Here is a 13095-nt window from a genome sequence, read left to right as displayed (position 1 = left end):
GCTATTCAAACAAGGACTTTTTGTATTCCAGCGGCGGCTTGATGTTGGCTTTGCGCTCGGCGAAATACGTTGCCACCTCGTCCACGGACTTGGCATTGAAGGTCATTTCTTTGGTCAACAGTCCCTTGCGGCCCATGAGCACGCCGTAGCGCATGTCTTCGTAGCCGTTGGTGTGGTGGGCGTCGGGGTTGATGCTGAGCTGCACGCCCTGGTCCAGGGCGTAGCGCACCCAGCGCCAGTCCAGGTCGAGGCGCCAGGGGTTGGCGTTGATTTCAATGATGACCTGGTGCTTGGCGCAGGCGTCGATGACGGCCTTGTAATCAATCGGGTAGCCCTGGCGGCGCAGCAGCAGGCGGCCCGTGGGGTGTCCCAGCATGGTGGTGTAAGGGTTTTCGATGGCGCGCAGCAGGCGGTCGGTGGCCTTGCGCTCGTCCATTTTCAGGTTGGAGTGCACCGAGGCCACGATGAAGTCGAACGAGGCCAGCACGTCGTTGGAATAATCGAGCGAGCCGTCGCCGAGAATGTCGCTCTCAATGCCCTTGAAAATGCGGAACGGCGCCAGTTCGGCGTTCAGCTTGTCGATTTCCTGGTGCTGCTGGCGCACCCGCTCCGGGCCGAGGCCGTTGGCGTAGTGGGCGGCCTGGCTGTGGTCGCACAGGCCCAGGTACTCGTAGCCGTGGTCGCGCAGCCAAGTGGACATTTCCCGGATGCTGTGGTTGCCGTCGGAGTAGGTGCTGTGGTTGTGCAGGGAGCCGCGCAGGTCGCCGTCTTCGAGCAGGCGAGGCAGCTTTTTCTCGGCGGCCAGGGCGATTTCGCCCAGGCCCTCGCGCAGCTCGGGCGCCACGAATTGCAGGCCGGCCTTCTCGTAGAGCGCTTCTTCCTGTTGGAATTTCTCGCGCCGGGCCCACTGGCGCAGGGTGGCGGGCGCCCCGCCTTGCACGCCGGGCAGGGTTTCGTCGAGGTGCTCATTGGCGGCCGAGTTCAGGAAAACCTCAGTGGCGAAGGCTTCGGGCGCCACCACCAACACTTCCACCTGCACCCCCGATTCGGTGGCCCGGCCGCGCCAGGCGAAGGGGCCGGAGCGGCGCGGGTCGGCGGTGAGGCCGTCGAGCGAGTTCAGCAGCTCGTGCGCTTTCAATGGCTGCTCGGTGGCGGCCACGAGGCGCACGGTTTCCACGATTTCGAGGCGGCGGCGCAGCTCACCGGCTTCGGCCACTTGTTCGGTTTGCAGGGCCTCGCGCAGGCGTTGAGCGAGGTCGGCGGCCAGCTGCTCGGCCTGGGGGTAGAGCACCTTGCCCTGGCTTTGGCCGGCAAAATCCAGGGCTTCCAGAATGGACTCCTGGGTTTTCTTGCCAAAGCCTTTGAGCTTGCTTACCTGGTCGGTTTCGGCGGCTTCGCGCAGCTGGTCGATGGTTTCGATGCCCAGCTCCCGCCACAGGCTGCGAATTTTCTTCGGGCCGATGCCTTTGATTTTGAGCATCTCGACCACGCCGGGCGGCGTGATGTCGAGCAGGCGCTGCAGGTCCGAAAACGTGCCGGTGTCGAGCAGCTCGGCCACTTTGGCGGCAGCGGTTTTGCTCAGGCCGGTGCGGTCGGGCAGGCCCGAGCGCTCCACTTCCGACACCGGGAAGCTCAGCGCGTCGAGGGCATTGGCGGTGCCTTCGATGGCGCGGATTTTAAAGGGGTTTTCGTCGTGCAGCTCCATCAGCTGGGCAGCCAGCTGAAAAGCGCGGGTCAGGGCGCGGTTATCCACGGGGAAGTAGTTGTTGGGAAAACGAAAGTAGCGTACCGGGCTGCTTACGCGGAAAGGTGAGGCCGCGGCCAGCCGGGCCGTTTCTGCGTAGGCGCCTGAGACGCCTTACCTTGGCGTGCTCACTCTTTTTGCCCGGCTTATGCTTTTTCCTTCGTACCTGCGGCTGCTGCCGCTGTCGCTGCTGTTGCTGGCGGCCACCTGCCAGCAGCGCAAGCCCGTCATCGTTTCCTCCCCCGCCTCCATGAAACAGCTCGAAGGCACCTGGCTCAGCTCGCGCGAGGAAGACCGGGGCGACACGCTGGTGTACCGTCCCAACACCTATGCCTTTCCGCCTTCGCGGGGCCGCACGGGCTTCGCGTTCAAGTCGTACGGCCGTTTTGAGCAATTCGACATTGCGCCCACCGACGGCCTGGCCGGCCGCCCCGGCACCTGGGTCCTCGAAGGCGAAAACAGGGTCCGCATTCACCTCACCGAGGGCCAGGAGCCCGATTACACCCTGGAAGTAGTATCCGTCGAAAACAAAGTGCTAAAAGTGCGGCGAGTGGCCAATTCGAAGCCCTGAGCCACGGAGCCGCGGGCGCTGCCCGGCGGTGCGCAGGCCTTTGTTCGCCGATTCCTTTTTGAAAGTGAGCGGCGTTTGGGCCGAAAATTCACGGCGCTTTCATGTGGGCCGAACTCCTTTGCTGGAGCACGGCACAGTCGTTGCCAAGGGGCCAGCCGGGGCCGGGGCCGCACGTAAGAACCTTACGGCGGCAGTCGGCTGTTCTTCAAGCCTCTTCTCCTAATTCCTTCCCGCATGTCATTCCGCACCTCCCTTCGCACGCTGCCGGCCTTCACGCTGGGCCTGGCCCTAAGCATCAGCCCGGCCTTTGCCCAAAGAACCACCCTGAAGGCCAAAGACGACAAGCTCAAGGCCAAAACCACGGCCGCCGACGGCACCGTGAGCAAAACCAAAGCCACGGGCCTTGTGGCCGCCCCACAGCCCACCTCGCCGGTGGCCTCGGCGCCGCAGGCCGTGCAGGCGGCCCCGAACCTGGAAGCCGCCGGCTGGCTCGCCGACCTGGGCGCCGCCCAAGCCCAGGCCAAAGCCACCAACCGTCCCATCCTGGCCGTTTTTTCGGGTTCTGACTGGTGCAAGCCCTGCATCATGTACGAGCAGGAAGTGTTTGCCAAGCCCGAGTTTTCGGCCTACGCCAAAGACAAGCTGGTGCTGGCCCATTTCGACTTCCCGCGCCAGAAGCGCAACCAGCCCAGCGCCGCTCAGCTCAAGCTCAACGAAGCGGCCGCGGCCCAGCTCAACCGCGAGGGCGAGTTTCCGTTAGCCGTGGTGATTTCGCCCGAGGGCAAGGTGCTGGCCAAAACCGGCTACATCGCCGGCGGCCCCACGGCCTTCGAAGCCTACCTGAAGAAGGTGGTGCCCACGCTGTAGAGACGCGACACGTCGCATCTCGGCGTCCGCGCCGTCCGTATCCGTTTGGCTTTTCTCCGTTTAACGCCGAGACGCGAAGTGTCGCGTCTCTACAGTTCCGTTCCTCCGCCAGTGCCTGCCAAACCGCTGCTGATTTTATTGCTGCTGGGGCTGCTGAGCGCCGTGCCCGGCCGTGCCCAGACGGGGGCGCCGCGCCACACCTTCACGCGCAGCGCCCACCTCATGGGGTCGCATTTCACCTTCACGGTGGTGGCCGAAAACGACTCGGCCGGGCAGCGGGCCCTACGGGCCGGCTTGCTTGAAGTGCGGCGCATCGACCGGCTCATGTCGTTTTGGGACTCTACTTCGGAGGTGGTGCGCATCAACCGCCTGGCGGGCGTGCGGCCCGTGGCGGTTTCTCAGGAAACATTTGACCTAATAAATCGCACCCTGCGCCTGTCGCAGCTTAGCGACGGCGCCTTCGACATCACCTTTGCCAGCGCCGACAAGCTATACAAGTTTGACCGGCAGGCGCACGCCAGCCTGCCCGACTCGGCCGCGGTGCGGGCCTCGGTGCGGCGCATCGGCTGGCAAAAAATCAAGCTCGATGCGGCCCAGCACACCGTTTTCCTGCCCGAGAAGGGCATGCGCGTCAACCTGGCGGGCATTCTGCAGGGCTATGGCCTGCGCCGCGCCAAACAGGTGCTCGATAAAATGGGCATCAAGGGCGGGCTGATGAACGGTTCGGGCGACATCTACTGCTGGGGCCGGCAGGCCGACGGCTCGCTGTGGCGCGTGGCCATCGGCGACCCCGACCACCCGCGCAGCGTGGCCGCCTGGATTGACGTGACTGACGTGGCCGTGGTGACGGCCGGCAACTACGAGCAGTACTTCACGGTGGGCGGGCAGGTGTACGGGCACATCATCAACCCGCACACCGGCTACCCGTCGGTCGGCCTGCGCTCGGTCACCATCATCTGCCCCGACGTGGAGCTGGCCGATGGATTGGACGAAGTCGTCTTCGTGAAAGGCCCAACCGCCGGTTTGGCCTTTATCAACGGACTTCAACACGTTGATTGCACGTTGATAACCGACGACAACCGCACGCTGGTTTCCAAGGGCATGCAGCTCAATTATTATCACGGCAGCACCGCCACCCGTCCCTGATTTAGCGTATTACCGATTGTGAAAAAGCCTTTGCTCCTCTCCCGCCCGCGCTTGGCCCTGGCGCTGGTGCTGTTTCCGCTGGGCGCGGCGCTGCCCAGCTGCGTATCGGTGGCGGCTTACCAGAAAGTGTACCTCAACGACGAGGACATGAAGCTGGCCAGCAAAACCGTGGAAACCCCTGAAACCAACTTCGAGAGCTACCGCGAAGGCGCCGGCGGCGCCAACGGCGGCAAAGTGGGCGGCGGCTGTGGCTGCAACTAGCGGCCGATATTACTTCTCCTGTGAAAAACATCCTTACCCTTCTGGCCCTGGCGGCGCTGGCCACCCCAGCCCTGGCCCAGACCAACCCCGGCACCACCCAAAACCCGAACCGCATCGACGGCTACGGCGCGCCGGTGAGCCCGTCGGTGCCCACCAACCGGGCCGCCGACGAAACGACCATCGACATCATCGGCGGCTATTACCAGCAGGACGGCAGCCACGGCGCCGTGGAAGGCGGCCGCGGCACCCAGCAGCTCACCGACGTGCCCCCCGCCATCATCGTGAACGTGCCGCTCGATACCGTGAGCCGCCTCACCGCCAACGTGGGCGCCGACTTCTACGCCTCGGCCTCGACCGACCGAATTGACTTTGCGCTGAGCACGCCTTCGGCCCACGACGTGCGCTACCACGGCGATTTCGGCTACTCCCGCGAGCACAAGTACACCGGCACCATCTGGGGCGCGGGCGCGGGCGTGTCGAAAGAGTACGACTATTTCTCTACCAATGTGGCCGCCTCCTTCGCCAAAACCTCGCGCGATGGCAACCGCCAGCTGAGCCTGGCCGGCCAGGTGTTTTTCGACCGGGTGACGCTGATTTTACCGTTGGAGCTGCGGTCAGGCTATTCGACAGGCTCTACCACGGGCAAGGGCGACAACGGCTCCGACCAGCGCCAGACCTACAACCTCACCGCCACCTACTCGCAGGTGCTCACCAAGCGCCTGCAAGCGGCCGTGAGCACCGAGCTGGTGTCGCAAAACGGCCTGCTGAGCACGCCCTTCCACCGGGTGTATTTCCGCGACAACCCCGTGGCCAATACGGCGCCCACGCTGGGCGGCGACTTCTCTACGCACTTTCCTACGGCGGCGCGGGTGGAAAACCTGCCCCGCTCGCGCTTCAAGTACCCCGTGAGCCTGCGGCTGAACTATTACGCCACCGACCTGGTGCAGGTGCGCGGCTTCTACCGCTTTTATAACGACAACTTCGGCATCCGGGCCCACACGTTTGAAGTAGAATTGCCGGTGAAGGTGACGCAGTTTTTTGCTTTGTACCCCTTCTACCGTTACCATACACAGACGGCGTCCACCTACTTTGCGCCCTTCGCGCAGCACTCCGTCAGCAACGAATTTTACACGTCGGACTACGACCTGGCGGCGTTTTCGGCCAATAAAATTGGCCTGGGCCTGCGCTACTCGCCGGTGTACGGCATCACGCGGTTCCGCGTGCCGGGCCAAGACGCCCAGGGCCGGCCCCACGTCATGCGCCTCAAGTCGTTTGACCTGCGCTACGCCAACTACCAGCAAACCGGCGCCAGCCTCTACAGCCCCGCCGACCGGCCCGACCTCAAAGCCAACATCGTGAGCTTTGACCTGGGCTTTGCGCTGTAAGCTAGTGGCGTAGCGGGGTAATGGAGGGGTGAGTTGGTGAGTTTGCTGTTTGGCTTGTGCAAATTGCGCGGCCGTAGCATCAATTCACCACCTCCCTCACCCACCAACTCACCACTTGAAACACTGGCTGGTTAAATCCGAACCCGAAGCGTATTCCTGGAACACCTTTCTGGCCGAAGACGGCACCGCCTGGACCGGCGTGCGCAACTACCAGGCCCGCAACAACCTCAACCTGATGCAGCCCGGCGACCTGGTGCTGTTTTACCACAGCGTGAGCGAAAAAGCCGTGGTGGGCGTGGCCGAAGTAGCCGCCCCCGCCGCCCCCGATGCCACCGCCGAGGCGGGGTCGCCGTGGGTGGCCGTGCACCTGCGGCCCGTGCGCCCCCTCCCCCAGCCCGTGACCCTGGCCCAGCTCAAGGCCGATGCCCGCCTGAGCGAGCTGGCCCTGCTGCGGCAGTCGCGCCTGTCGGTGCTGCCCGTGCGCCCCGAGGAATTCGACGCGGTGCTGTCGCTGAGCGCGAAATAAAACGCCCCGCGTGGGCACGAAACCGGCCATTTTGGGCGTAACTTTAGCCAAGCAACTGCTCGTTGGAGTGGTATTTCCAGCTGCTTTTTCCGAGCGCACGGGCATGAAACTCCGCTATATTTTTCTGCTGATTTGGGGCTGGGCGCTGGCGGCCGCGCCCCCCGCGCTGGCCCAAAAGCGCGGGCAGGCCCCGCCGCCCCCGCCGCCCAATGCCCCGCGCCAAACGGCCCGCACCGAGTTGCCGCTCGAACCCAGCGACAGCGAGGTGCACGTGCAGGCCGTGCCCGCCGACAGCACGGTGGTGCTGCTGGTGGGCCGCGAAAAGCTGCTGTCCAACAAGACGAAGTTTTCCTTTCAGCAGTACGACAGCCACCTGCGCCTGCGCCAGGAAACGCCGCTGGACGTGCCCACCGAGTTTGATTTTACGCGCATGTGCGCCGAGGGCACCACGGTGTACGCGCTGTTTACTTCGCACAGCAACACCGGCCGGCTGTGGGCCGCGGCCTACAGCGGGCGCCTGGGCCAGGTGCACACCCAGCAGTTCGACACCAAGCTGAGCCGCGAAGTGGTGGAGCTGAAGGCCCTCGACGGCCGCCTGTTTGCCACGGTGCTGCTCAACGACCAGCAGCACGTGACGGCGCTGCTGCTCGACGTGGCCACCGGCCAGATGCAGTACCTGCCTTCGGTGTACGAGCAGCTGCCCACCCAGCTCACCTTCGTGGCCGATGCCGCCACCCGCCGCGCCGAGTACGTGCTGAGCCAGACCAACGGCCGCAAAAGTCGCCTCCTGCTCAAGCAGCTTACCGACCGCGGCCAACTGGTGAAGTCCGAGTTTGTGCAGGCCGAGAGCGAGCGCAGCCTCCTCACCGCCCAGGTGACGCCCCCGCAGGATACCGCCGCGCGCCTGCTCATGGGCACCTACTCACTGCGCGGCCTCGACTACGCCCAGGGCCTCTTCGCCACCGACCTGGCCCCCGCCACGCCCGGCGCCAAGGCCCCGCTGCGCTTCTACGATTTCCTCCACCTGAAGCACTTTTTCGATTACCTCAAGCCTTCGCGCCAAGCCCGCCTGCGGGCCCGCACCGCGCGCCGCCTGGCCCGCTCCAGCGCGCCCACGCGCTGGCACTACCGCTTGCTCCTGCACGAGCTCATGCCCCAGCCCGACGGCGGCTACGTGCTGGTGGCCGAGGTGTATTACCCCCACTACCGCTACAACAGCTACGGCAGCTACTCCGGGCCCTTCAACAACCTGGGCAACCAGTTCGGCACGTCGCCCTTTGCCGGCTCGCGCATCTTCGACGGCTACCAGACCACGCACGCCGTGGTGTGCGGCTTCGACCGCTCCGGCGCCCTGCTCTGGGACAACACCTTTGTGGTGGAAAACCTGCGCCGGGCCGAGCTCGAAGAAGCCGTGCGCCTCCAGACCCTGCCCGATGGCCGCCTCGTGCTGGCATACCTCGACGAGGAAAAGCTGCGCTACAAAGTGATAAACCGCGCCGACGACGCGCCTAACGACAGTCAGGTCGAAATTCAGACCGGCAACGATGGTACCACCCCCGCCCAGGAACGCACCGCCGACACCTCGCAGGCCGACCTGCTGCCGTGGTTTGGCAGCCGGTTTGTGGCCGTAGGCTACCAGAAAGTGCGCGTGGAGCACGGCCGCGACCGGGAAGTATTCTTTTTGAATTCGGTAGCGTTTTGAAAAGTGCCACCCGGCAAAAAGCCCCGGTGCCGCACGGTACCGGGGCTTTTTGGTGCCGGCACCCTCCGCACCCGCCTGGCCGCAGCGAACAGCAGGGCGGGCTTCGTCGTACTTCCCCACACCAGCCGCCCAGGTTGTTTCTTCTCACCCATTTTGCCGCATGATTACCAAGCTCCGTTTCTCCGCTCTTTTTCTCATTTTGCTCCTGGCGGGCTGCCGGGCCGGCGGGCCGGGCACCCCGGCGCGCACCGTGGCCTCCTTCTTTTCCAAATACGAAGGCCGTGAAGGCTTTAAAACCACCGAATGGTCGGCCGACCTGCTGCAACGCTTGGCCCTGGTGAAGGCCGCCAAGCTGCTCGGCGGCTCCGACCTCACCAACGCCATCACCGGCATTCGCTCGGCCAAAGTCATCAGCTTCGCCCCCACCACCACCTCCGCCAAGGAGCTGGCCGCCGAGGGCTTGCGCGGCGAGGCCGCTGGCATCCTCCAAAACAACAAGTATGACCCGCTTTCGACGGCCGGTTTTGGGGGCAGCAACTACGCCATTTCCACGCGCGGCTCCGGCAACAGCGTCTCGGAGTTTGCGGCCTTGGGCACCCTGCCCGACGTGGCCGACTCGTTCGTGCTGGTGTCGGTGCAGGGCAATTTTACCAAATCGCAGGTAGAGGCCCTAGGCAAATACTTGCCGCAGATTGTGCAGGCCACCGGCAAATAACATTTGCCCCTCAATGCCACAAAAAAGACCGTCGTGCTGAGCACGACGGTCTTTTTTGTGTTTGGCAGCCCTGCTCTATCGGCCGGCAGCCATCAAATCTTCAATGGTATCGGCTTGCAGCGGAATGTCGGCCATCAGGTCCTCGTTGCCGGAGGCGGTGATGAGGATGTCGTTTTCCAGGCGGATGCCTAGGCCCTCTTCGGGGATGTAGATGCCGGGCTCGACGGTGTAGACCATGCCGGGCTCGAAGGTGCGGTACTTGTAGCCCACGTCGTGCACGTCGAGGCCCAGGTAGTGGCTGGTGCCGTGCATGAAGTATTTCTTGTAGAGTGGCGCGGCGGGGTCCTGGTTCTTCACGTCGGAGGCGTTCAGCAGGTCGAGCTTCATGAGCTCCTGCTCCATGCATTCGCCCACCTGGCGGTGGTATTCTTCAATCTCGTTGCCGGCCACGAGGCGCGTTTTGGCGAAGGCCATCACGGCCAGCACCGACTCATAGACCTGCCGCTGGCGCGTGGTAAACTTGCCGTTGACTGGGATGCTGCGCGAGAGGTCGGCCGCGTAGTTGGCGTATTCGGCGCCGAAGTCGAGCAGAATCACGTCGCCGTCCTGGCACTGGTTGTCGTTGGTGGTGTAGTGCAGCACGGTGGCGTTTTTGCCGCTGGCCACAATGCTACCGTAGGCCGGCCCGCGGCTGCGGTTGCGCATGAACTCGTGCACGATTTCGGCTTCAATCTCGAACTCCCACACGCCCGGTTTCACGAAGCCCAGCAGCCGCCGGAAGGCCTTGCCCGTGATGTCGCAGGCCTGGCGCATCACCCGGATTTCCTCGGGGCTCTTGATGGCGCGCAGTTGGTGCAGCAGGCGCGAGGCCCGGCGGTAGGTGTGCAGCGGGTACTGGCTTTGCAGCATTTTCACGAAGCGGGCGTCGCGTGTTTCCACCTCCACCACGGCCCGAATGTGCTCGTTGGAGTTGAGGTACACGTTTTCGGCCTCGTTCATCAGGGCCGGCAGCACCGACTTGAAGCTGTCGAGCCACATGATGGTGCGGATGCCCGAGTTCTGGCGCGCCTCGTCCTTGGTCAGCTTGTAGCCTTCCCAAATGAGGATGTGCTCGGAAGTTTCCTTCAGGAACAGGATTTCACGGTGCTGCGGCAGGCGCGCGTCGGGAAAAATGACGAGGATGCTTTCTTCTTGGTCGACGCCGCTGAGGTAGAACAGGTCGTTGTTTTGCCGGAAGGCCATGGTGCCGTCGGCGTTGGTCGGCATGATGTCGTTGGACTGGAAAATGGCCAGCGAGGCCGGCGGCAGCAGTTCGCGGAAGCGGCGGCGGTTTTCCACAAAAAGCTCGGGAGCAAGGGGAGCGTAGCGCATGGGAAGGGTTGGTTGGGATTGGGAAGCGCAAGTTAGCCCGGCGGCTGTAGTGAGCCGGTTCGGTGCCGGGCCCAGCGCACAAAAAAGCCCTCGCCAGGAATGGCAAGGGCTTTTCGGCGTTGTGAAGACACGGCCTACATTTTGGTCTTGGTCGTTTTCACGGTCGTTTTGTTGGCTTTGTAGCGCATGTCGGGCGTGCCGTCGGCCTTCATGGGGCCGGTGGTTTTGGTCATCTTGTTTTCCTTGTAGCGCATGTCGGCGGTGCCGTCGGCCTTCATGCGGGTGCTGCTCGACGTGGACGAGGTTTTGGTCGTGCCCGAGGGCGTGGTCATGGTGCTCGACTTGCTCATCGTGCCCGCGCTCTTGGTCGTGGTGCTCGACTTCGACATGCCCACCGGGTTGGTCATCGTGCTCGACTTGGTAGTCGTGCGCGTGGCGGGCGTCTGGGTGGCGCGGGTGGTCGTTTGCGACGTGCTGGTGCTCATCGTGGAAGCGGCCGGCGCGGTGGCCGGAGCCGTGGCCGGGGTTTGGGCCAGAGCAGCCGAGCCGCCCAGCAGGCCCAGCGAAACGAGTAATCCGAAAATGCGCTTCATAAAAAAGAGTGAATGAAAGGGTGAGAAGATGAGCCCAGTACGAAAGCAAGTGCCGCGTAGTTGGCTGGCAATGTAGGCTTTTTTACAGGCTGCCAGTGCAGGTTATCTCTGCGACTTGCTTGGTCTGGCAAGCGCTACCGTAGACTGCTCACGCTTTGGACATATTCAGGCTAAAAAAGGCCACATTTTGTATTTTTTTAACATATCCGGATTTATTATCACTATATTTTGCGAATATGGTATTGATACCTACTTTAGTGCACTTCAAGGTCAATTCTCTCACACGTTTCCCCTCCCTGCTCGATGAAAAAATACTTCTACGCCGTCTTGGCCGCCAGCGGGCTTTTGTTCCTCAACCCCGCTGCTGCATCGGCCTCTTTGCCCCATTCGCTGCTCATCGAAAACCCAGCCGAAGCCAAAGCCGAGCGCAAAGCCGCCAAAGCGGCCGCCCGCGAGCAAGCCGCGGCGGCCAAGCAGGTTTCCAAAATGAAGAAGCTTTCGGTGAAATCGCACCGCCTGGGCAACAAGCTCGAGCACCTGATGCTGGTGGTGCTGGGCATGGAAGAAAGCAAAACCGTGACCTCGCCCCGCCAGCTGAAGCGCCAGCTGCACTCGCACCAAAAGCAACTGAAAACGCGCGCCAAGCTGAGCGCCCGCGCCCGCCGCAGCCACACCCACGATTAGCCATCTACACCACAACACCCCAACAAAAAAGCCCCTTGCCAACGCGGCAAGGGGCTTTTTCTATGAATGTGCAACGGGCGTTAGGCCGTTACCTGGGCTTCGAGTTTCTGAGCGAGCACGTGCTTGGGCACAGCGCCTACTTGCTTGTCGACAATCTGGCCGTTCTTGAACACCAGCAGCGTGGGAATGCTGCGGATGCCGAACTTCATCGACGTCTGGGGGTTGGCGTCGACGTCGACTTTGCCAACTACCACTTTGCCTTCGTATTCGCCGGCCAGCTCCTCTACCACGGGGCCTACCATGCGGCAGGGGCCGCACCACTCGGCCCAGAAGTCTACCAGAACCGGCTTGTCGCCGCCAATGATTTCGTCGAAGTTGGCGTCGGTAATTTCAATTGCTTTGTGTCCCATTTCAATTTGGGTTGGGGTTAATGATGCTCTGGCGGTACGGCCAAAGGGGCCGCAAGGTAGCAGATATTGGATGCTTAACATGATGGGCCGGGGAAAGTTCAGCCCGAAGGATTTCGTGTCTGCTCGCCGACGCGAATGGCCTGAGTTCCTCGGCGAAAGGACTTGTTTGGCAGGCAAACGCTTTGCCTGCTTCACCTGCAATGAAGAAACAGGATAATCGAGGCAAGATTTTTGTAATGTAAACATTCATACATTTATTTTCCACCACCCCACCATTATGCCGCACACCTACTCCTTCTTTCGTTTGCTGGTAACCCTGGTTTTGCTCGGAAACACGGGTGTAGCATGGGCCCAGCGGCCACCCCAGTCATGGGTGTATGATTCGTTGGGACGGCCCATTCGCAAAAATCACGAGTTGCTGGTGCAATTTGGCACTTCCGTCATCAACCTGGGAGCCGTGAGCAACCCCAATGGCAACCAAGGCCCACTGCACACATTCCTCAAACCGGCCGTTGCCAATGCGCTGCAAGCCCGTTTGGGCTTCGATTTAAGCAGCGTTTACGCCATTAAAATGATAGCCCGGTCTACCCCCGCCGACTCACTATTGGTGGACGCCAGCGGCCAGCCACTGCTACCCGACCCGTGGTGGAACTGGTTTCTGCTGTGCCTGCCGGCGGGCAGCGACGATTACGAAGTGCAAGAAGCATTGCGTGAACAACCCTTCTCGGTGGTGAAATCGGCCGGCATGAACTGGGCCCTTACGCAGAATGGCATGACCACCAGCAGCTCGGCTGCGCCGTTTCTCATGGCCTCTGACAATGCTTCCCTACTTACCTACCCGCAGCCGGCGCAAAACGTCCTCACTTTTGCGCTGCCTGCTCCCCTGCCGGCCACGGCCGAAATCACCATTCTCACGGCCGCGGGAAAAGTGGTGCGCACCGAGAAGCACCAGGTTTACCAACGTGGCGAATTGACCCCGCTGCAAACCGACCTTTCTGCGCTGCCGGCAGGCCAGTACTTTTACCGCGTCGTCACCCCCAAAGCCACTTACCAGGGCCGGCTTGAGAAACAAGACTGAATCACTGCCTAAAAAAGCAAAGTGCCGCTCTTACTGAGAGCG

14 protein-coding genes are annotated in these 13095 nt (G+C 62.7%); 10 read left to right on the top strand and 4 right to left on the bottom strand.

Going from position 1 to position 13095, the window contains the following annotated elements:
- Position 1: 1 nt before the first annotated feature.
- Positions 2 to 1753 carry a DNA polymerase/3'-5' exonuclease PolX gene (locus JAO73_RS21185; protein ID WP_198979265.1) on the bottom strand — a complete coding sequence of 584 codons (1752 nt, stop codon included), beginning with the start codon at positions 1751 to 1753 and terminating at the stop codon, positions 2 to 4.
- A gap of 139 nt (positions 1754 to 1892) precedes the next feature.
- Between JAO73_RS21185 and JAO73_RS21180 the strand changes: the two genes are divergently transcribed.
- The 8 genes from JAO73_RS21180 to JAO73_RS21145 all read left to right on the top strand — a co-directional run bounded on the left by JAO73_RS21180 (position 1893) and on the right by JAO73_RS21145 (position 8917).
- Positions 1893 to 2315: a hypothetical protein gene (locus tag JAO73_RS21180; RefSeq protein WP_198979264.1), complete on the top strand. Its 423-nt coding sequence runs from the start codon at positions 1893 to 1895 to the stop codon at positions 2313 to 2315.
- A 234-nt stretch (positions 2316 to 2549) separates the two neighbouring features.
- Complete coding sequence (locus tag JAO73_RS21175; protein ID WP_198979263.1) at positions 2550 to 3182, top strand: thioredoxin family protein; 633 nt, start codon at positions 2550 to 2552, stop codon at positions 3180 to 3182.
- A 111-nt stretch (positions 3183 to 3293) separates the two neighbouring features.
- Entirely contained in the window at positions 3294 to 4328 is a 1035-nt protein-coding gene (locus JAO73_RS21170; protein WP_198979262.1) for an FAD:protein FMN transferase, read from the top strand.
- Positions 4329 to 4391: 63 nt separating this feature from the next.
- Positions 4392 to 4589 (top strand): DUF4266 domain-containing protein, encoded by a 198-nt coding sequence (locus tag JAO73_RS21165; RefSeq protein ID WP_394354896.1) that lies wholly within the window; start codon positions 4392 to 4394, stop codon positions 4587 to 4589.
- A 20-nt stretch (positions 4590 to 4609) separates the two neighbouring features.
- Positions 4610 to 5974, top strand: a complete 1365-nt coding sequence (locus JAO73_RS21160) for a DUF3570 domain-containing protein (protein WP_198979261.1) — start codon at positions 4610 to 4612, stop codon at positions 5972 to 5974.
- A gap of 115 nt (positions 5975 to 6089) precedes the next feature.
- The gene (locus tag JAO73_RS21155; protein WP_198979260.1) at positions 6090 to 6500 is read left to right on the top strand and encodes an EVE domain-containing protein; all 411 of its coding nucleotides are present in this window, start codon (positions 6090 to 6092) and stop codon (positions 6498 to 6500) included.
- 103 nt (positions 6501 to 6603) lie between these two features.
- Positions 6604 to 8202, top strand: coding sequence for a hypothetical protein (locus JAO73_RS21150; RefSeq protein ID WP_198979259.1), 1599 nt, complete (start codon positions 6604 to 6606; stop codon positions 8200 to 8202).
- 160 nt (positions 8203 to 8362) lie between these two features.
- Positions 8363 to 8917 carry a DUF4252 domain-containing protein gene (locus tag JAO73_RS21145; protein WP_198979257.1) on the top strand — a complete coding sequence of 185 codons (555 nt, stop codon included), beginning with the start codon at positions 8363 to 8365 and terminating at the stop codon, positions 8915 to 8917.
- A 75-nt stretch (positions 8918 to 8992) separates the two neighbouring features.
- Here the strand turns inward: JAO73_RS21145 and JAO73_RS21140 are convergent, their stop codons facing one another.
- Together JAO73_RS21140 and JAO73_RS23160 are read right to left on the bottom strand one after the other, a co-directional pair.
- On the bottom strand, positions 8993 to 10288 hold the full coding sequence (locus JAO73_RS21140; protein ID WP_198979255.1) for an aminopeptidase P N-terminal domain-containing protein: 1296 nt from the start codon (positions 10286 to 10288) through the stop codon (positions 8993 to 8995).
- 134 nt (positions 10289 to 10422) lie between these two features.
- Complete coding sequence (locus JAO73_RS23160) at positions 10423 to 10881, bottom strand: hypothetical protein (protein ID WP_233169333.1); 459 nt, start codon at positions 10879 to 10881, stop codon at positions 10423 to 10425.
- Between the two features lie 303 nt (positions 10882 to 11184).
- Here JAO73_RS23160 and JAO73_RS21130 point away from each other — a divergent pair, with 303 nt between their 5' ends.
- Complete coding sequence (locus JAO73_RS21130; protein ID WP_198979251.1) at positions 11185 to 11565, top strand: hypothetical protein; 381 nt, start codon at positions 11185 to 11187, stop codon at positions 11563 to 11565.
- Positions 11566 to 11645: 80 nt separating this feature from the next.
- Here JAO73_RS21130 and trxA read toward each other — a convergent pair whose 3' ends face one another.
- Positions 11646 to 11975 (bottom strand): thioredoxin, encoded by a 330-nt coding sequence (gene trxA / locus JAO73_RS21125; RefSeq protein WP_046244603.1) that lies wholly within the window; start codon positions 11973 to 11975, stop codon positions 11646 to 11648.
- A 277-nt stretch (positions 11976 to 12252) separates the two neighbouring features.
- On the opposite strand from trxA, the gene JAO73_RS21120 reads away from it, so the two are divergent.
- Positions 12253 to 13053 (top strand): T9SS type A sorting domain-containing protein, encoded by an 801-nt coding sequence (locus JAO73_RS21120; protein WP_198979245.1) that lies wholly within the window; start codon positions 12253 to 12255, stop codon positions 13051 to 13053.
- Positions 13054 to 13095 lie beyond the last annotated feature (42 nt).

Origin of the sequence: Hymenobacter miniatus (assembly GCF_016427455.1) — a bacterium.
Taxonomy (GTDB): domain Bacteria; phylum Bacteroidota; class Bacteroidia; order Cytophagales; family Hymenobacteraceae; genus Hymenobacter; species Hymenobacter armeniacus.
This window is presented reverse-complemented; position numbering and strand designations above follow the sequence as displayed.